Annotated in this window: 23 protein-coding genes; 12 read left to right on the forward strand and 11 right to left on the reverse strand. The window is 43.8% G+C overall.

Annotated elements, in window-relative coordinates; genetic code table 11:
- Nucleotides 1-79: 79 nt before the first annotated feature.
- Nucleotides 80-646 (forward strand): HNH endonuclease, encoded by a 567-nt coding sequence (locus NHB34_RS04930; RefSeq protein ID WP_353428545.1) that lies wholly within the window; start codon nt 80-82, stop codon nt 644-646.
- Nucleotides 647-677: 31 nt separating this feature from the next.
- Nucleotides 678-1,661, forward strand: a complete 984-nt coding sequence (locus tag NHB34_RS04935; RefSeq protein WP_353428506.1) for a DUF3108 domain-containing protein — start codon at nt 678-680, stop codon at nt 1,659-1,661.
- Nucleotides 1,662-1,670: 9 nt separating this feature from the next.
- Here NHB34_RS04935 and NHB34_RS04940 read toward each other — a convergent pair whose 3' ends face one another.
- The 6 genes from NHB34_RS04940 to mltG all read right to left on the reverse strand — a co-directional run bounded on the left by NHB34_RS04940 (nt 1,671) and on the right by mltG (nt 6,565).
- Nucleotides 1,671-2,174, reverse strand: coding sequence for an ion channel (locus NHB34_RS04940; RefSeq protein WP_353428507.1), 504 nt, complete (start codon nt 2,172-2,174; stop codon nt 1,671-1,673).
- Nucleotides 2,175-2,231: 57 nt separating this feature from the next.
- A complete protein-coding gene (locus NHB34_RS04945; protein ID WP_353428508.1) occupies nt 2,232-2,876 on the reverse strand; it encodes an ankyrin repeat domain-containing protein in 645 nt (214 codons plus the stop codon).
- Nucleotides 2,877-2,941: 65 nt separating this feature from the next.
- The gene (locus NHB34_RS04950) at nt 2,942-3,733 is read right to left on the reverse strand and encodes a TatD family hydrolase (protein WP_353428509.1); all 792 of its coding nucleotides are present in this window, start codon (nt 3,731-3,733) and stop codon (nt 2,942-2,944) included.
- A 38-nt stretch (nt 3,734-3,771) separates the two neighbouring features.
- Entirely contained in the window at nt 3,772-4,920 is a 1,149-nt protein-coding gene (locus NHB34_RS04955; protein WP_353428510.1) for a DNA polymerase III subunit delta', read from the reverse strand.
- Nucleotides 4,920-5,549 carry a dTMP kinase gene (gene tmk / locus NHB34_RS04960; protein WP_353428511.1) on the reverse strand — a complete coding sequence of 210 codons (630 nt, stop codon included), beginning with the start codon at nt 5,547-5,549 and terminating at the stop codon, nt 4,920-4,922. Before tmk ends, NHB34_RS04955 begins: the two co-directional genes overlap by 1 nt.
- Nucleotides 5,550-5,572: 23 nt before the next feature.
- Nucleotides 5,573-6,565: an endolytic transglycosylase MltG gene (gene mltG, locus NHB34_RS04965; protein WP_353428512.1), complete on the reverse strand. Its 993-nt coding sequence runs from the start codon at nt 6,563-6,565 to the stop codon at nt 5,573-5,575.
- A gap of 95 nt (nt 6,566-6,660) precedes the next feature.
- Between mltG and NHB34_RS04970 the strand changes: the two genes are divergently transcribed.
- Both NHB34_RS04970 and NHB34_RS04975 read left to right on the forward strand, forming a co-directional pair.
- Entirely contained in the window at nt 6,661-7,662 is a 1,002-nt protein-coding gene (locus NHB34_RS04970) for a folate-binding protein (RefSeq protein ID WP_353428513.1), read from the forward strand.
- A gap of 16 nt (nt 7,663-7,678) precedes the next feature.
- Nucleotides 7,679-8,536, forward strand: a complete 858-nt coding sequence (locus NHB34_RS04975) for an NRDE family protein (RefSeq protein ID WP_353426549.1) — start codon at nt 7,679-7,681, stop codon at nt 8,534-8,536.
- Nucleotides 8,537-8,550: 14 nt separating this feature from the next.
- On the opposite strand, the gene NHB34_RS04980 is transcribed toward NHB34_RS04975, so the two are convergent.
- On the reverse strand, nt 8,551-9,033 hold the full coding sequence (locus NHB34_RS04980; protein ID WP_353426550.1) for a PaaI family thioesterase: 483 nt from the start codon (nt 9,031-9,033) through the stop codon (nt 8,551-8,553).
- 54 nt (nt 9,034-9,087) lie between these two features.
- On the opposite strand from NHB34_RS04980, the gene NHB34_RS04985 reads away from it, so the two are divergent.
- Genes NHB34_RS04985 through NHB34_RS05005 form a run of 5 tightly spaced genes read left to right on the forward strand, consistent with a single transcriptional unit; the run spans nt 9,088 to nt 12,684 of the window.
- A complete protein-coding gene (locus NHB34_RS04985) occupies nt 9,088-10,554 on the forward strand; it encodes a protein adenylyltransferase SelO (protein WP_353426551.1) in 1,467 nt (488 codons plus the stop codon).
- A gap of 10 nt (nt 10,555-10,564) precedes the next feature.
- Nucleotides 10,565-10,984, forward strand: coding sequence for a peptide-methionine (R)-S-oxide reductase MsrB (gene msrB, locus NHB34_RS04990; RefSeq protein ID WP_353428546.1), 420 nt, complete (start codon nt 10,565-10,567; stop codon nt 10,982-10,984).
- Nucleotides 10,985-11,019: 35 nt separating this feature from the next.
- Nucleotides 11,020-11,568, forward strand: a complete 549-nt coding sequence (locus NHB34_RS04995; protein WP_353426552.1) for a septation protein A — start codon at nt 11,020-11,022, stop codon at nt 11,566-11,568.
- Nucleotides 11,565-11,849, forward strand: a complete 285-nt coding sequence (locus NHB34_RS05000) for a BolA family protein (RefSeq protein ID WP_353426553.1) — start codon at nt 11,565-11,567, stop codon at nt 11,847-11,849. The genes NHB34_RS04995 and NHB34_RS05000 overlap by 4 nt, the downstream gene beginning before the upstream one ends.
- 43 nt (nt 11,850-11,892) lie before the next feature.
- A complete protein-coding gene (locus tag NHB34_RS05005) occupies nt 11,893-12,684 on the forward strand; it encodes a peptidylprolyl isomerase (RefSeq protein WP_353426554.1) in 792 nt (263 codons plus the stop codon).
- A gap of 16 nt (nt 12,685-12,700) precedes the next feature.
- Here the strand turns inward: NHB34_RS05005 and NHB34_RS05010 are convergent, their stop codons facing one another.
- From NHB34_RS05010 to NHB34_RS05025, 4 genes are all read right to left on the reverse strand, one after another.
- Nucleotides 12,701-13,864: an MFS transporter gene (locus NHB34_RS05010; protein ID WP_353426555.1), complete on the reverse strand. Its 1,164-nt coding sequence runs from the start codon at nt 13,862-13,864 to the stop codon at nt 12,701-12,703.
- A gap of 14 nt (nt 13,865-13,878) precedes the next feature.
- Nucleotides 13,879-14,994 (reverse strand): chorismate synthase, encoded by a 1,116-nt coding sequence (gene aroC, locus NHB34_RS05015; protein WP_353426557.1) that lies wholly within the window; start codon nt 14,992-14,994, stop codon nt 13,879-13,881.
- Nucleotides 14,995-15,038: 44 nt separating this feature from the next.
- Nucleotides 15,039-15,494 (reverse strand): CBS domain-containing protein, encoded by a 456-nt coding sequence (locus NHB34_RS05020; RefSeq protein ID WP_353426558.1) that lies wholly within the window; start codon nt 15,492-15,494, stop codon nt 15,039-15,041.
- Between the two features lie 77 nt (nt 15,495-15,571).
- Entirely contained in the window at nt 15,572-16,420 is an 849-nt protein-coding gene (locus tag NHB34_RS05025) for a YhjD/YihY/BrkB family envelope integrity protein (protein ID WP_353426559.1), read from the reverse strand.
- A gap of 19 nt (nt 16,421-16,439) precedes the next feature.
- Between NHB34_RS05025 and wrbA the strand changes: the two genes are divergently transcribed.
- The 3 genes from wrbA to NHB34_RS05040 are packed head-to-tail and all read left to right on the forward strand — an operon-like array spanning nt 16,440 to nt 18,852.
- Nucleotides 16,440-17,039: an NAD(P)H:quinone oxidoreductase gene (gene wrbA / locus NHB34_RS05030; protein WP_353426560.1), complete on the forward strand. Its 600-nt coding sequence runs from the start codon at nt 16,440-16,442 to the stop codon at nt 17,037-17,039.
- Between the two features lie 8 nt (nt 17,040-17,047).
- Nucleotides 17,048-17,440, forward strand: a complete 393-nt coding sequence (locus tag NHB34_RS05035; RefSeq protein WP_353426561.1) for a DUF2069 domain-containing protein — start codon at nt 17,048-17,050, stop codon at nt 17,438-17,440.
- Complete coding sequence (locus NHB34_RS05040; protein WP_353426562.1) at nt 17,437-18,852, forward strand: FAD-binding oxidoreductase; 1,416 nt, start codon at nt 17,437-17,439, stop codon at nt 18,850-18,852. The genes NHB34_RS05035 and NHB34_RS05040 overlap by 4 nt, the downstream gene beginning before the upstream one ends.
- The last annotated feature ends 50 nt before the right edge of the window (nt 18,853-18,902 follow it).

The following is an 18,902-nucleotide window of genomic DNA, read 5'->3' on the forward strand; positions in this document are numbered from 1 at the left end:
TTGCATTTTGCTTCTTCGGTAAGATGAAGCAAATGATCGCCCAATCTAAAAAGGGGCGGCCTAGAAAGAAGAGATTGTGCTGAGCATCTTGAAATTAGACGCTGGTGGAATTCCCCAGGGATGGGTAAACGCTGAAGAAGCTACCAAGCAATATGCTGAAAATAGCGTTATTTGGACTCTTGGTGATCCCATCATGCGTATGCGTGGCGGCATTTCTAGAGTTAGTGGGACGCAATCCATCATCGAGCTCCATTCGATCATAGCCGTTAAAGGCAGTTCAAAAATTAATCTATTTGATGTAGTTCCAGTTATCACCAAGCACAAACTTTTTAAACGTGATCGTGGCATCTGTGCTTACTGCGGTGATGCTATTCACGAGGGTTGCGCAGAGGCCGAGCATATTATTCCAAATAGTAGGGGTGGAAAGTATTCCTGGATGAACCTTGTAATTTCTTGCAGACCCTGCAATCAGCGTAAAGGTAATCGCACTCCCGAACAGGCTGGTATGAGTCTTCTGTACACGCCGTATCTTCCCAGTCTTTATGAGGACATGATTTTAAAAGGGCGAAACATCTTGGCTGATCAAATGGATTTCTTGGCGGCCAATCTTCCCAAAAATAGTCGACTTTTAAAGAGCCTGAAATAAAGTCAACACTTTGCTAGTATTGCACTCAAATATGAGTGAACTTCTTCGCGGCCAGTCATTGCGGATTTTTCTTGGTGCCTTGCTTTTATCTCTTTTGGGGCACTGCATTCTATTTTTTGGAATGCCTCTTATTTCTTTTTCTCGTCTTCCTGAGGTTTCCGATGATTTGATTATTCGATCAGAGTTGAAATCTGAACCTCCGAAAAAAATTCAAATGGCTAAGGCTCAAAAGCCAACGCAGAAAACTCCCGCCAATCAAATGGTAGATGATGCATCAAATACAAGCGCGCAAGGTAGCTCAGAGAATCAGGCAGGCGTTCCATTTAAGTTACCTGAATCCGGCACTATTTACTACGATTCATTTGTCGATGGTCAGAAGTTCCAGACCGGTGAAATTGATTGGATTGTTAGCGGAAGTTCTTATCGACTTTATATCAACATACCTTATGCATTTGTTGGTCCGTTTGTTTTTGAGTCAAGAGGATCAGTTGATGCTTACGGTATTTCTCCTGCAATTTATTGGTCACAACGGGGAGCTAGAGCCCCGCGTTACTCTCGCTTTGATAGAGACGATAGTGGAGGAGGGCGAATGTTTTTCTCTGAAAAACCTGAATTTAGCCCAACTATTGTTCCTGGTACTCAGGATCGATTTAGTCTAATGTTTCAATTAGCGTCATTACTCAATGGCGATAGCAAAATTGATGAGCCTGGTGCAATTCGATCCATCCCTGTGGTTGATTACAACACTTTGGATCAGTGGCATTTCAAAAGCTATGGAGAAGCGTTGAACGATGATATTCCCAGTCTGGGTACGGCAGTTAACCGGCATTACGCATTAATGCAGCGAGAGAACGACCCATATAAGCGCCAAGTGGATATCTGGTTGGCAAAAGATCTTGAGTGGCTTCCAGGGCGTATTCGGTCTTTAGAGTCAAATGGTCGAGTCTTAGAGCTGGTTTTTAAGCAGAAAAATCCAATTGCACTCAATCCCAGCCCAACTCCAAATCCTAACTAATTTTCCTGCTTAAGTGCCCGTTTTGTTCTTATTGATCAAGGCCCCCATCATGGTGTAGAGTGCGGCACCCGACATGGAAACAGCAAAAATTCCTGTAAAAGAGATGATGATTGGCAAAATCCGCCATTGCTCTGTTAATTTGTAGTTTCCGTATCCAACAGTTGTATACATTTCACCAGCAAAGAAAAATGTCTGCGGATTTGTAGGAAACACCCTTAGAGCAACACAAAGGTAAGCCCAAATGATTATTTCGGCAAAATGAATTGCAATGACCAAAAAGATGGCCACGAAATAGGACAAAAAGCTTGCGCCAAAAATACTATGCCGAGACATCAGGCTATCTATGTAATGAAATGCGCTGGCTATCCCCAAAACCACAACTGCATGTACCGCCAACATCAGGCATGCATTAATTAAGACAAACCAAATTTGAGGGCTGCCAATATCATCATTAATTTCGTTAAATAGCGAGATAAAGCTGGGAAGGTTGGCTTCTTGAAGTAATTCGAGCATGTTCAGATTAGATTGAATATCTTATTTGACATAATAATGATTATACGCAAATACTATTTAAGAGCTTTTTGCAGGAAGTGGTTTTAAGGGGCCTGGATATGGCTGCTTGTATAGCTTTTGCCAGCGGGATTTCAAGCCATCTGCAATCCAAGGCTTCTCGTAAATCTCGGCAATGTCGATTGCAGAAAATCCTTGAGTATTGCGTATACGTAAATCCGCTCCGTTATCCAATAGATAGCGAACCAATTCTTCATTGCCTGATTGCACGGCCATCATCAGCGGCGTAGTGCCATTTAATGCGTTGGAGTCAACTATGGCGCCATTTGCGACCAGAAACTTGGCTACATCAAGATTGCCCTTGGTGCAGGCGTAATGTAAAGGTGTCCAGCCAATATGATCAATACGTGCTTTATTTTGAAGTACAAGCGTCTTTACTAGTGGTAAATTGCCTTCAAATGAAGCCATCATAAGTGGTGTTTCACCATACTTATTAGATAAATCCACGTCTATATTCCGATTTTGCAGCAATAACTCCGTAACGCCTGTAGATTTGTCCTTAATTGCCAAAACCAGCATAGAATTGCCTTTTGAGTCCACTGTATTTGGACTAATACCTTTGGCAATCAGGGATTTAACCTCGGAAATATCATCAAATTTTGCTGCCTTAGCAAAATCTTCTGCTTGCGCTGCAGTTTGGGCCACAGAATAAGGGCTCAAAGAAGTAAAAATTACGCAAAAAAGGATAGATTTACAGTAACGAAAATACATTATGAAATAGCTCTATTTATCTGAAAACATTGAAAAAAATTATTAGTTGTGCAATCAGCCAGAGTGTTAATGGGTAGATTCTTGAGCTGAGCAATATATTCACCCACCTTGGATACCCAAGCGGGTTCGTTGGTTTTGCCACGAAATGGTATTGGCGCCAAATATGGGGAATCAGTCTCAATGAGCATGCGCTCCAGGGGTATTTTTTTGCACGTCTCTTGTAATTCTGTAGCGGTTTTAAAAGTCACAATTCCTGAGAAAGAGATATAAAAACCCAAATCCATCGCTTGCTTGGCAACATCGTAACTTTCAGTGAAGCAATGCATGACCCCGCCTACTCTATCTGCACCCTCCTCTTTCATGATCTTGATGGTGTCGACTGAGGCAGAACGTGTATGAATAATTAAGGGTTTTTTGGACTCTATAGCTGCATGAATATGCACCCTGAATCGATCTCGCTGCCATTCCATCGATTCATAACTTCGATCACCCATGCGATAGTAATCAAGCCCAGTTTCTCCAATGGCAATAATTTTTGCATGCTTGGAGGCGGTATCAACCAAAAACTCTACTGTAGGCTCCGGGGTGTCCTCGTAGTCCGGGTGGACGCCAACAGAGGCATAAAGATTGGCGTTCTCTTGCGCCAATTGTAGGACTCTTGGAAAGTCTGGGATATCTACAGATACGCAGAGTGCATGACTGACCTGGGAGGATTTCATATTTGCCAGCACCTCTGGGAGGCGCTCCCGAAACTCTGGAAAGTCGAGATGACAATGGGAATCAACAAACATAGGTGTCATTTTAGACTGCGAGAGCGGTCCTGACTATCTTAGGCCTCGAATACCTGTTGATATTGTGAGAGTAATGCCTCTAGTTGAATGCGAGCTGCTAATGGGTGATTCTCGGATCTTCGTGCCTGGATAAGAGATTTCCAAAATTGAAGAAGTTTGGTGGTTTGAGCAGATTGTGAGAGCGTCTTCAGCGTATTGGCATGTTTTGGGTAATACCGCGCGGTCCCGCCACCACTCACCAACTGCAAATCGGAAATCCAACGCTGCATTGTTACCAGCAAAAATGCATATTGAGCCTTATGTATTTTTTCGGCTGTTTCAAGCCAGTTAATTCGAGCAGCTTGCGCCATAGATTGCAGCAATATTCTTGAAGCTGCGATCGATAGAGTAAGTTCATCCTTTTCATTTTTATGATGTCTGGCAACTAATGACTCTAGAACCGCATAAGGTGCCCCGCCCTGCTCATCAAATATAGCCTGAATATCATCCTCAAGCGCCTTGATTTCTGGTGTGGCGCTTAATTGGGATTTCAGCCAATTTAGCCCTGTGGCTCGGTCAGGCCTAGGTGCAGCCAACAATCTACAGCGTGAGCGTATTGTTGGTAATACGCGATCAAGCCTATCAGCAAGCAAGATAAAGATGGTGTTAGCAGGCGGCTCCTCAAGAGATTTAAGTAAGGTATTGGCAGAATCTGACCGCAACATCTCCAACGGATAAATCAGAATAACGCGGTTGCCTCCTCGATGAGATCCAATCGATAGTCCTTCAATTACACTTCTAGTATCCTCAATAGAGATATTCTTTTTTTCTTTTTTATCGCTAGATTCTGCATCAGCGTCATCTTTTGTGCTGCGTGATTTTTTCGTTGGCTCGTCTTGCTCGTACTCGGCTTGGGGCAACAGCTTTCGATGTGTTTCCGGCACTAAGGCGGTAAAGTCTGGATGATTGCCTGTATTAAACCAATGGCAACCATCGCATTGATTACATGGCTTTGCGGTTGAGTGAGTAGATTCGCATAACAAGGCCTTTGCTAACTCTAAGCCAAATGCAAATTTACCTATCCCAGGCTGACCATGGACCAAAATGGCATTAGGTAGCTTGTCAAGATCAAGACTTTCCCATAGCGGTTTAAGCCACGGCGCAAGTGTGCTCTCTTGCTCTGGATCAGGAAACATTGAGTCGGTCATCAAATTCGCAATTCCAAGCGCTCCAAACCATCCCAAATAGTTTCAGGTGTTTGAGTTGCATCAACCAAATGAAAGCGGTTTGGATTTTCTTTGGCCCGTCTTAAATATTCTTGTCGAACTTTTTCAAAAAAATTGAGGTCTAATTTTTCAAATTTATCAGGCGCTCTTGCCTTTGATCGACGCTCTTCTGCCACCTCTCCAGGCAAATCAAAGAGTATGGTGAGATTAGGTTCGAGCAAAGTGCCATCTGGTTGACCTTGCACCCAGCGCTCCAAATCATTTAACTTATCAAGACTTAAGCCCCGCCCTCCGCCTTGATATGCAAAACTGGCATCAGTAAATCGATCGGATATGACAATCTTTCCCGCTGTCAGAGCTGGCTCAATGACTTGCGCAATATGCTCGCGCCTAGCAGCAAACATAAGGAGAGCTTCAGTTTCAATATTCATCGGAGCATTTAGAAGCAGACTACGTAATTGTTCGCCTAATTCTGTACCACCAGGTTCTCGTGTTACGACGACTTCACGATTTGGGAATCTGCTCTTCATCAAGCTGCAAAATCGATCAATGTGGGTACTTTTTCCGGCGCCATCTATGCCCTCAAAGCTAATGAAATATCCTAAATTCATATTTGTCATATAGGTCTGTCGTGCTAATTTGATTTAAGTGTTGATTTACGTTGATAGCGATCAACAGCAGATTCATGCTCATTAAGGGTTTCTGAGAAGTGGCTACTACCATCGCCCTTAGCAACAAAATATAAAGCCTTGCTTTGTTCGGGGTGCGTAGCGGCTCGGAGCGACTCTTTGCTTGGCATCGCTATAGGAGTTGGTGGTAAACCTTTGCGCATATAGGTATTGTAGGGACTATCTTTGCGTAAATCTGTTTTGCGAAGGTTGCCGTCAAATTGAGGACCAATTCCGTAAATGACAGTTGGGTCTGTTTGTAACATCATCCCTTTATGAAGCCTATTTACAAAGACTGCTGCAATTAAACCTCTATCGCCGTTTTTACCGGTTTCTTTTTCAATGATTGATGAGAGGATCAATAGGTCATAAGGACTGTTCAAAGGCAAATTAGGCGCTCTTTGTTGCCAAGCTTGGTTCAGCTGTTTTTGCATTGCTTGCGAGGCTCGTTGATAAATATTGATATCCGTTTCATCAGGATCAAAAATGTAGGTATCGGGAAAAAAAATACCTTCATCGCTAGGAAAGTCTAGATTCAAAGTTTCCAACAAGGCTTTTGAACCAAGACCTCTTGTTTGATGAGTGAGCGCAGGGTGTGAGTCTATTAAGTTACGAACCTGCCAAATCGTCATGCCAGGAATAATCGAAATACTTTCTCGCACTCGATCGCCTTTTGCTATCTGCAACAACAACTTTCCTAGGCTCGCCCCAGTGGGTAATAAATATGTCCCTGGCTTTAATTTTGAGCCTACAAAGAGAGCGCGAGCACCTACTTGAAACGGAAATACAGAAAGAGAGAGCCCCTGCTCCTTCAACTGCTCTGAGATGCTAGCTAGACTGGATTGAGGTTTGATTTTTACTCGGTATACCTGATCATTCTGAATATTAGAGCGACTTGGGACTACCGGCCATGCAAAAATAGCTCCATACAGAATTACTATGAGGCAAATGAGCGCCAAAAAAAATGAAGTTAGGCTAAGCCCATAGGACTTTTTAGAGTTAAATAGAGATCGCCTCTGAATTATTTTTCGCATCAGGCTATGATAAAAGGAACATGACAACTCTTAGCAAAATTGCGCCAATACAAGAAAACCCTGCATATTTGGGTTTTTGCAAGCTACCCGAATGGGGATTGATTTTTGTTGAAGGTCCAGATGCATCCAATTTTCTGCAGAATCAGCTAACCAATTCTGTTCTAGGCTTAGCCCGTACGTCCTCATCCGTAATTGCTCCACCTTCGGCAGTGAGACTGGTTGGATATTGCAGTCCTAAGGGAAGACTGCTCGCCAGCGCTTGGCTAATGTTATCTCCACAGAGCAGCTCCTCAGATGATCGTTTTGCACTGTTTTTATCAAAGGATATTGCTGCAAACATCGCTAAACGATTATCCATGTACGTTTTACGATCCAAAGTAAAAGTTGTTGATGCATCAAATGAGTGGAATATCTTGGGGCACTGCTCTAGCGGCAATGTTAATGATGGATTAGCGCTTGATCCATCACAAATTGGACTCCGCCTGCCTGATGTAAAAGCTGAAGGTCAAACCTATAGACGAGTATTAATTGCTCAACCGAAATCATCAATCGCATTTGATAATGAAAATAATGTGCTTACAACTTGGAATGATCTTGAGGTTCTGAGTGCGATACCCAGAATTGTTCAAGCAACCCAGGAACAGTTTGTGCCGCAAATGATTAATTTCGAATCAGTGGCAGGCATTGATTTTAAAAAGGGTTGTTATCCAGGCCAAGAGATTGTGGCTCGAAGTCAGTATCGTGGCGCCATAAAGCGTCGCTTAAGCTTGGCCCATATATCGAAAGAGCATCTACATGGAGCCCCCTTGAATCCAGGGGTAGAGATTTTTCATGGTGACGACGCTAGTCAACCGGCTGGCATGGTGGTTTTATCTGGGCAAAATATCTTTGACTCTAATCGAATGGATCTTCAGGTGGAATGTAAGTCAGAGGCTCTTGAGCATGGTGATATACGGTTGGGGAGTGTTGATGGCCCTGTGTTAAAAATAGATCCATTGCCCTATCCTTTGATCGAAATTTAATTAATACTCGAATACTATGTGCCTCATCCTTTTCGCATGGAATTCTCATCCTGACTATTCCTTGGTCGTGGCTGCGAATCGCGATGAGTTTTATGAGCGTGATACAGAAGGTATTGCCTATTGGCCAGAACATCCTCATATTCTTGCCGGTAGAGATCGCGCTGATGTACTAGGAAGCCCAGGCACTTGGCTGGGCTTTACTAAGACAGGTAAGTTTGCGGCCCTCACGAATGTTCGTGCGCCAAGCGAAAAAAATCCAGACGCTCGCACCAGAGGAGAGCTCTCGCTGATGTATTTGGCTAGTAAAGACAAGCCCTCTTCTTTTGTTGAGCAGCATGCCAAGCGTTTTAGTCTTTACAATGGCTTTAACTTATTGATGGCAGACTTAAGTGATCCCAAAAATGCCGAAATGCATTGGGTCAGTAATCGTATATTGATGGGGCAAAGTATTCGCCCCAGAAAAGTCTTTCCATATCAACCACTGACTTCGGGCGTGTATGGCTTATCCAATGCCATGCTTGATACTCCATGGCCAAAAGTAAATCATAGGGTAGCTGCCTTTGCTCAAGCTCTAGCAATGGATCAGGGTGAGCTTAAAAATGCCGATCAATATCTAAAAGTATTAGCCGATACTCGTTGTGCGAATGACCATGAGCTACCAAGTACTGGGGTTAGCAAGGAATGGGAAAAAGCCCTGTCCCCTGCTTTCATTAAAACGCCTTCATATGGAACGCGTTCGAGCACCTTACTCAGAGTGCGAAAAGATGGAAAATTTGAAATGGTAGAGCGTCGGTTTGATGCCAATGGTACTGTTGGTCATGATGTGATCACTGGCGCTCTCAGTACAGCTCCCGATTCAAATCTCTCGGTTTAATAACGTCATTAGATTTACTTTGATCGCAGATCCTCGTTGATCACGCGCTCACCTTTTGCATTACGGGTTGGTAACCTTTTTATGAACTGAAATGTACCTGTAGCCATGCAGCAAATTTCACCCTGATCGTTGTAGAGTTTGGCTTCGCAAAATGCCATCGTGGCCGTTCTGCGAACAGTATCTGCCTTTACACGTAATATGCCATCCGCTGCCTGCATAAAGTTATTCTTTAACTCAATCGTGACTACGCTACGGTCACTGGGGTCGCCTGATCGGGCCGCTACAGCCATCGCAACATCCATAAGCGTTAGTAAAACTCCGCCATGAGCAACAGCCCAAGTATTTGTGTGCTCAGGCTTCAGAGCAAGGAGTATTTCACCCTTGCCCATCTCTGCACTAAGAAAACGAACTCCTAAGAGCTTTAAGAAAGGAACATTTAATTCCTCCCCTAAATTTGCTAATTGAGTTTGGGGATTTAGTTGTACTTGTTTATTCATACTAAGATTTTAGGGTCTTTGGCACTATTCTGTGAAGTCACCTAGAATATTCCCATGGCATTTACCCTAAGTGGCGATGACGCTTGTCGAATCACCTTTCCTAGCCCAATTCCAAATCCATATTGGGTTGCATTTTCTGCTCGCGCAGCAAAACTCATTGGGCTTGAGTTAAGTCAAAATGGATTGCCTAGTGATCCAGAATGGCTTCAGATTTGCGCTGGCAACTCTTTGACTTCGGCAACACATCGTTTTGCATCACCCCTTTCTACCGTCTATAGCGGTCATCAATTTGGTGTTTGGGCAGGCCAATTGGGTGATGGTCGTGCAATTTTGTTAGGCGAGCTTCGTGGTCAAGAAATACAAATTAAGGGTGCTGGAAAAACCCCTTATTCCCGCATGGGAGATGGTCGAGCAGTTCTTCGCTCTTCAATCCGTGAATTTTTATGCAGTGAAGCTATGCATGCTTTAGGTATACCGACCACGCGAGCACTTTCTGTCGTTGGCTCTGAGATGCCAGTTCGCAGAGAAACCATGGAAACTGCGGCAGTATGCACTCGACTGGCTCCAAGTTTTATACGCATCGGTCACTTTGAGCACTTTGCATCGCTTCAAGATATCTCGCGACTTAGAGAGCTTGCAGACTTGCTAATACGAGATCATTATCCTGAATGCCAAGATCACAAGCACCCATACTTAGGTTTATTCAAACATATATGTACTCGCAATGCCAAGCTTGTAGCGCATTGGCAAGCTGTCGGATTTTGTCATGGCGTTCTCAATAGCGACAACATCAGTGCAATTGGCCTCACAATTGACTACGGTCCATTTGGCTTTTTAGATCAATTTCAGATTGACCATATCTGCAATCACAGCGATCAAGGCGGTCGCTATGCATACCATCGTCAGCCACAAATCATGCACTGGAATATGGCCTGCCTAGCTAACGCATTTTTACCGTTGCTTGAGTTGAGTCATGATGCCAAAGATGCTCAATCACTCTTACGTGAAGCGCTTGAGGGTTTCGCGATTGTTTATGCAACCACTTGGCAATCTCTATTTAGACAAAAGCTGGGCCTATCCACTTCGCAAGATGAAGATATTCACTTGATTGAGCGATTACTCCAGGCAATGCATGACTCCAAGGTCGATTTCACGCACTTCTTTAGGCAATTGAGTTATGTTCAGCAAACGCAAGATATTCAAACGATTAGCGTTAGAGACAACTTTATTGATCGTGAATCTATAGACAAGTGGCTTTCTGATTATATGTATCGCCTTCAATCAGAAAACAGCATTGATGAAGAAAGACAGAGGGCGATGAATTCAATAAATCCAAAATATATCTTGCGCAATCATCAGGCTCAAATTGCCATTGAAAGAGCTCAGCAACATGATTTTTCTGAAGTACAAAAATTGCTAGAGCTACTTTCCAACCCCTTCGATGAGCATATCGAGTTTGAGGAATATGCGATACCTCCTCCCGCTAATTTGGAGAAGGTGGAAGTAAGTTGCTCATCTTAATTTGCATGGACTGGCTATGAAAAAAACAAACCAAGAATACAAAAAAATTCTTAGTGATATTGAGTATCGCGTAACACGCGAAGCTGCTACTGAGAGACCATTTTCAGGAAAATATTGGGATCATTGGGATAAAGGTGAATATTCTTGTGTATGTTGCGGCACCCCACTATTTTTATCGATTACAAAATTTGATGCGGGCTGTGGTTGGCCAAGCTATAACGCACCTCACGATCAGTCCGTTATTAAAGAAGTTCGCGATACATCTCATGGCATGATTCGCACAGAAGTAAGATGCGCAAATTGCGATGCACATCTTGGACATGTTTTTGATGATGGTCCAATGCCTACTGGCCTGCGTTATTGCATCAATTCCGCATCGCTAGTATTTGAACCAAGCGATAATGTACATTCAACTAAAAAGGTTGATTAGCTTTGAAATAACTAACCCTAGCAAAATAAACATTCATGAAATTCTTATTCGACCTATTTCCAATCATTCTCTTTTTCATCGCCTTCAAATTTGGCGATATTTACACAGCAACAATCGTAGCGATGGTTGCAACTATCGTGCAAATTCTCTGGGTTTACTATCGACATCGAAAAATCGACGCAATGCAGTGGGTCAGCCTTGTCATGATTATTGTTTTTGGTAGCCTCACAATTTTTTTACATGACAAAACTTTCATCCAACTTAAGCCTACAGCTCTTTATTGGCTGTTTTCCGGCGCATTGTTGATAAGCGCCCAATTCTTTAAAAAGAACTGGATCCAAATCTTAATGGGCAAACAAGTGACACTAAAGCAAAGTCATTCACATTCTGTTTGGCATCAGTTAAATCTTGCTTGGGCAACATTCTTTTTTGTAATGGGGGCCCTAAATTTATATATAGCTTTTGAATTTTCAGAAGACACTTGGGTGAATTTCAAGTTATTTGGTAGCACGGGTCTATTAATTGCCTTTGTGATTGCCCAAGGTATTTGGCTATCAAAACATATGGAGCACCCCGAGTCATGAATGTTAATGAAGAACGCATCCAACTATTTAAAGAGGATCTTGAAAAGGCATTTACCATTCGTCTTTTAAATATTGAGGATGAAAGTCACCTTCATGCTGGACATGCGGGTGCGGCCAGCGGCGGGGGTCACTTTAAAATTCAGATTGTTGCTGCAGAATTTGACTCCCTCTCTTCTGTAGCCCGTCATCGAGCCATATATACCGCCTTAAATCGACACATCCCCAAGGAAATCCATGCTTTAACGATTTCCGCACTAACCCCTAAGGAGGCTGATCTCTGACTGATTTACACTCCTAGTATTACCAACTTAATCCTTATTCATCATGCTATCAAATCGACATATCCTCGCCATTGGCGCTATCGCTACCATGTTTTCTGCTTCAGCTTTTTCTCAGAATGCTGTTATTGTGAATGGCAAATCGATTCCCAAGGCTCACCTTGATAAATTGGTTCAGAAATCAGGTCAACCTGATAACCCACAGGTTCGTGATCAGGCTCGCGAAATGCTCGTGACCAAAGAACTCATCTTGCAAGAAGCCGATAAGCGCGGTGTATCTCAAAAAGAATCTGTACGTGAACAGTTGGAGCAATCTCGAGTTGGCATATTAGTTGCTGCTGTATTTGAGGACTTTGTTGAAAAAGAAGGTGTCACGGAAGCAGAACTCAAGGCTGCCTACGATTCGGTCAAAAATCAATACACTGGCAAGGAATACCATGTTGAACATATCTTGGTGGAAAAGGAGTCTGATGCAAAGGCTATCATTGCTCAACTGAAAGCTGGTGGAAATTTTGAAGACATTGCTAAAGCAAAATCAAAAGATCCAGGCTCCGCTCCTAATGGCGGTGATTTAGGTTGGGTTAATGAAAAGTCACTAGTGTCAGAGTTCTCTAAATCGATGGTGCAACTCAAGAATGGACAAATCACTGATAAGCCAGTGAAATCTCAATTTGGCTGGCATATCATCAAAATGATTGATGTGCGAGACATGAAGGCACCTAGCTTTGATGATTTAAAAGCAGATCTCAAGCAAATGATTGCTTCGGATCAAAACTGGCAAAAAGCCAAGTTTGCTGAAATGATGCAAAAACTTCGTTCAAAGGCTAAGATTCAGTAAGAATCAATAAGTCTTGCTAAGACTTTCTATGCGGGTATCGGCGAGGGCGTAATTTCTGAATCGCCATGCCCGCTATTCCACAAGCCAGCGCGGACATCACAAAAACATCTCTTGGCTGAAAAAGATCCCAAATCCAACCAGCACATAATCCGCCAATCGTTCCACCTAAACCATAAGATACGGTCGCCATAATTGCCTGTCCTCTTGCCTGCAAGGGGCCAGTAAACCATCGTTGTAAAAGCTTTGTTGCAGCACTATGGTGAGCAGCAAAAGTGCCGGCGTGCATTAGTTGAGCTAGCATCAGAACAATAGTTGTTGGGAAGAATGCGATCAGAATGAAGCGCACTACCCCAATACCAAACGCCCCCTGAAGAACAATCTCTGAGTCAACTCGGCTGAGTACTTTATTTTGAAAGTAGAAAAAAAGGACTTCTGCAGCGACTCCTAGCGCCCAAAATAAGCCGATCTGAAATTTATCGTAGCCCAAGTTAGCTAAATAAAGCGAATAAAACACGTACAAAGAAGCATGAGCAAAAATCATAAAAAAACCGGAAACCAAAAACCAGCGTACATCCGGATTTAGTAGCACCGCAAATAACTCCCCTCTCACCATTTTGCGACGCTCCATTTTGGGCTCGTGAAGTCCAAAGGTTATTGCCGCTAGAGAAAAAAGAATGACGGTGCCAACGTAGGGATAAAGCTCAATTCCTTTGCGCTGAAATAACTCACCAGCAAAAAGAACCATGGCTATAAAGCCAATAGAACCCCACAGCCTAAGACGACCATAGCGCTTGTCAAAGGAATTATCTTTGTATAGAGCATGAATCGTTGCAGTTTCACCTAATGGCATTTGGCTACTCAAAATAGTGTGCAATACAAACATCCATATAAAAAAGCCAATATAGTCTTGCAAATAAAAAATGCAGAGAAAGACTAAGGCGGCAAGACAAGCACAAACTCTAATGATGCCAATCCGATTAGATAGATAGTCCGAAAGCCATCCCCAGCTAAATGGGCCTACGATGCGGGTGATTTGCAGCATTGACATCAATACGGCAATTTCAATGACGCTGAAACCACGATCCACAAAAAAGAGACTTGCGTAAGGCGATACCAAGCCAACATAAGCAAAATATAAAAAGAAAAAGGACCCGAAGGCCCAGCGTAGAACAGGCGTCATTTCAAATCAATCAATTAATCACGCTTTGCGCCTGGCCTGGCTGCAGGGATTGGTTTGAGGTCTGATTTGACATCGCCACATTGCGCACGATGACGTAATGCATGGTCCATTAAAACGAGAGCTAACATCGCTTCAGCAATTGGAGTTGCGCGAATGCCAACACAAGGATCATGGCGACCTTTTGTTTGTACGGTAATCGGTTTGCCATGTAGATCGATGGATTGTTTAGGACTCATGATGCTAGAAGTCGGCTTAATCGCAATGGAAACCCGTAAATCTTGCCCACTACTAACGCCGCCTAAAGTTCCGCCAGCATTATTTGAGGCAAAACCATCTGCAAATAATTCATCTCCGTGTTCGCTACCCTTTTGCGATACCGATTGAAAGCCAGCACCAATTTCAACACCCTTTACAGCATTGATGCCCATCATGGCATGGGCAATATCTGCATCTAATTTATCAAATAAAGGCTCGCCCAATCCCGCAGGAACATTGCGCGCCCTGACCTCAATACGTGCCCCGCAAGAATCACCTGCTTTACGTAATTCATCCATGTAGGACTCTAACTGAGGGATGACTTCATTATTGGCAGCAAAAAAAGGATTTGCCGCTATATGGGATTCATCGACAAACGGAATTTCGATTTCCCCAAGCTGACTCATATAGCCAAAGAACTCGGTGCCATACTTCTCGCGTAACCACTTTTTTGCAATTGCAGCGGCTGCAACAACTGGCGCCGTCAGTCTTGCTGAAGAACGTCCGCCACCACGAGGATCCCTTAATCCATACTTGTGGTGATATGCGTAGTCCGCATGACCAGGGCGAAACGTTTGCAAAATATCACCATAGTCTTGGCTACGTTGGTCTGTATTGCGAATGAGTAGTCCAATTGGTGCGCCGGTCGTTTTTCCTTCGAAAATACCTGAAAGAATTTCTACCTTATCTTCCTCCTTGCGTTGTGTTACGTGACGGGAGGTGCCTGGTTTTCGGCGATCCAAGTCAACCTGAAGGTCTGCTTCTGTTAAAGACATACCAGGAGGGCAGCCATCCACCACGGCTCCAATTGCAGGGCCATGTGACTCGCCAAAAGTGGTAACAGTAAAAAGAAGGCCTAGAGTGTTTCCTGACATACCAACATTATGTCATTTGTCAGAAATATCTGACCAGAAAGTACTTAATTGGTTGTTTTTTCTGCGTCTTCAGGCCAGTCGCGAATATATGCCTTGAGCATTGTATTTTCAAAATCCTGAGCCTCTACGACTGACTTCGCAACATCATAGAATGAGATGACACCCATAAGTACCTTCTGGTCCAATACGGGCAAGTAGCGAGCATGATCTACCAGCATCATGCGACGGACTTCATCAATTTCTGTTTCCATATTGCAAGTAAGCGGCTTGTGATTCATGACGCTACTCACTTGTAAACCTTCTAACTTTCCATGATGTTTTGCTAATGCCGCAATCACTTCGCGAAAAGTTAAGATACCAACCAGCTTGTCATACTCCATCACAACTAAGGAGCCGATGTCGTGCTCACTCATCACGAGCACAGCAGTTTGCAATGCAGTGTCCGGGGCAACCGTAAATAAGGTGCTGCCTTTAACGCGTAATATGTCACGAACTTTCATTTTGTCTCCGAATTCGGTAGCCTATCTCCTTAATATAGACCCAAGCATTCACTGAATCAAGGCTTTAGAACTTGGTTTTAGTAACGAATAACCCTAATGAGACCACTTCGTATGCTGGGGAGATTGGCTACCAATACCGCTCCCGCCAGTGTTATCCACCAGGTAAGGTAGATCCACAGCAACGCTAATGGAAAGATAGCAAAGGCGCCATAAACAGTCTTATAAAAAGCGGTATGGGTTAAAAATACGGCAAAGCCAAATTTCATTAGCTCAAAGCTGATGGCTGCAAATAAAGCTCCGAAGAGCGCATCCTTCCATAGAATCTGAGAATATGGCAAAACTTTGTACACAACAGCGAAGACTAATACCGCCAACACAATCGGTGCAATCGTGGCTATTAGACTAAAGCCGATTGATAGCGCCTCAATCCACCCTTCTGTTGCGCTGAATAAGGCTCCACTTAGATAAATACCTGCGCCAAGCAAGATTGGGCCCAGAAAAGTGGCAGCTGAGTAAATCAGCACCTTTTTAAATAAGGGCCGACTCTGATGAACTTTAAAGATTTGATTAAATGCTTTTTCGATGACTGATAAGGTCATGATGGCCGTTATAAATAAGCCGGCAATACCCAAAAGGGTTAAGCCTCGAGCTTGAGCTGAAAATTGATCTAAGTAGATAAATACCTGCTGATTGATGCCGCCAGGCATATAGGTATCCAAAAGCCAGGTCTTAAAGGCATTCTTAACCTGTATCACCTTTGGTAGATAACCTATCAGAATAGTCGCAATGGTTATCATGGGAACTAGAGAGAGAATCGTGGTGTAAGCCAAGCTTGCAGCAATTTGACTGAGTTTTTGGTCGCGATTCCCCTCCCAAATCTCTTTTGCAAGAGACAGCCATAATTGAGGATTACGAATCAAACGCATCGCCGTATCATAAAAGACTATGAGCCAACATGACATATTAGTTTTGTACTACTCCCGCTATGGCGCAACCAAAGAGCTGGCGCGCCTTATTGCCGAAGGAATTGAATCTGTTCCTGGAGCAAATGCAAGAATAAGAACGGTTCCTTCCGTATCGACAGTTTGCGAGGCAACAGAATCATCTGTACCAGTAGAAGGATCGCCATTCGTGGAGTATTCAGATCTTCAAGACTGCATAGGCTTAGCCCTTGGCTCCCCAACTCGCTTTGGCAATATGGCAGCGCCCATGAAGTATTTCTGGGATGGAAGTTCTTCTGAATGGATGGGTGGCGCATTAATTGGCAAACCGGCTTGTGTTTTTACCAGCACTGGCAGCATGCATGGCGGCCAAGAGAGCACCCTGCTAACGATGATGATCCCTTTGCTACACCACGGAATGTTAATGATGGGTCTCCCCTACAGTGAACCAGACCTTATGTCATCCATAACAGGCGGTAGCCCATATGGCGTAACCCATCATGCTCGCGCTGATGGTCGAGCGGCCATCAGCCCAGAAGAGGCAAGGCTTGCCAAAGCACAGGGGAAACGTCTCGCCCTGACAGCATTAAAACTGACCGCATAGTTATATCCATGCACAAGATTTTGTTCAACAAAAATCCCTATCAATTACTTGCTGTAGCTGCATTTGTTGATCTTTTTATTTTATGTGTTGCATGGGAGTGGTTTATTTCACCATTACGCCCAGGTGGCTCGTGGCTCATCTTGAAGGGCATCCCGCTACTATTTGCAATCCCAGGTATGTGGAAGGGCAAGGTTTACACCATGCAATGGGCTTCTATGCTTATATTGCTGTATGTCACCGAAGGGCTGGTCCGCATTTTGGAGACTGGTGCAAATTTTTGGCTTGCTCTACTTGAGACTGCATTGGCAACCATTGGGTTTATTTGTTTGTTGATCTATTTAAGACCAATTAAAAAAGAAGCTAAAGGCTTGGCTAAGAAAGACATGGAATCCTCTTCATGAATGATTTCCTTGTGCAGTTGGCGCAAATCATCGGTATACAGTACGTCCTCACGGATCACGAAGACATAGCGCCCTATCTTACGGATTGGAGAAAACGCTATACCGGAAAGGCTCTTGCTGTTGTGTTACCTCGAGCCACTTTAGAAATTGCGCAAATCGTTAGCCTCTGTTCAAGTAAGGGCGTCAGCATTGTTCCTCAAGGTGGTCATACAGGCTTTTGTGGTGGAGCGACACCCGATGCAAGCGGGAATCAAATTGTCCTCAATTTCAAGCGCATGAATTCCATCCTGGAGATCGATGCTGAAAACCAAACCATTACTGTAGAGGCTGGTTGCATACTGCAAAACGTCCAAGAGGCTGCAGCCGGGAAAGGATTTTTATTTCCGTTAAGCCTGGGAGCAGAAGGAAGCTGCATGATTGGTGGAAATTTAGCTACCAATGCTGGCGGCACAAATGTTCTGCGTTATGGCAATGCGCGGGATCTTTGCTTGGGTCTGGAGGTGGTCACCGCCAAAGGCGACATCTGGAATGGTCTAAAGGGATTGCGCAAAGACAATACAGGCTACGACCTACGCGACCTTTTTGTGGGATCAGAGGGCACCTTAGGAATAATCACAGCGGCAGTAATGAAGCTCTATCCGCTGCCAATCTCACAATGGACAACCCTGGTAGCAACTGATGATATTCATTCAACGATATCGCTTCTAAATCTATTCCAAAAGCGCGCCACTTCATTGCTAACTGGCTTTGAGATGATGACTCATGAGTCACTAGCTCTTACTGAAAGACATTTTCCACATATGGCCAACCCGATTAAAGGAAGTCCACCATATACGGTTTTAATTGAATTGTCTGATCATGAAAGTGAAGCGCACGTTCGCCAACTCTTAGAGGATGTATTGCAAGAGGCATTCGAGTCAAATCTAATTTCTGACGCCATTATTGCCAGCAATTTGTCTCAGGCACAGGGGTTTTGGCATATGAGAGAGCACATTACTCTTGCGCAGGCAGAAGAAGGTGCCAACCTGAAACACGACATTACCGTCCCCCTATCTGCGCTTGACGGGTTTATTCGCGAGACAGATGCATTAATGAAAGCTGCCTATCCTGGAGTACGAATTATCAATTTCGGCCACTTAGGTGATGGAAATTTGCACTACAACATTGCGGCACCCAAAGGGGTTGATCCCAAATCATTCAACCTTACCAACGAAAAACCCATTCATGAGCTGGTGTACGCACAAGTCGAACGTTACAAGGGATCAATTTCTGCTGAACATGGGGTCGGTCAACTCAAATTAGAAGGCTTGAGAGCCCATAAAGGAGAAGTTGCTCATGAGCTTATGAAAAGCATAAAAACGGCTCTTGACCCCCAAAATCTGCTTAATCCCCATAAAGTTGTCTCAATTTAAGACGGAAGCGTCTTTTTTTAGTTTTTTTGTATTTTGTTGTCATCCCACGC

Origin of the sequence: Polynucleobacter sp. MWH-UH19D (assembly GCF_040409795.1) — a bacterium.
In the GTDB taxonomy this organism is placed as follows: domain Bacteria; phylum Pseudomonadota; class Gammaproteobacteria; order Burkholderiales; family Burkholderiaceae; genus Polynucleobacter.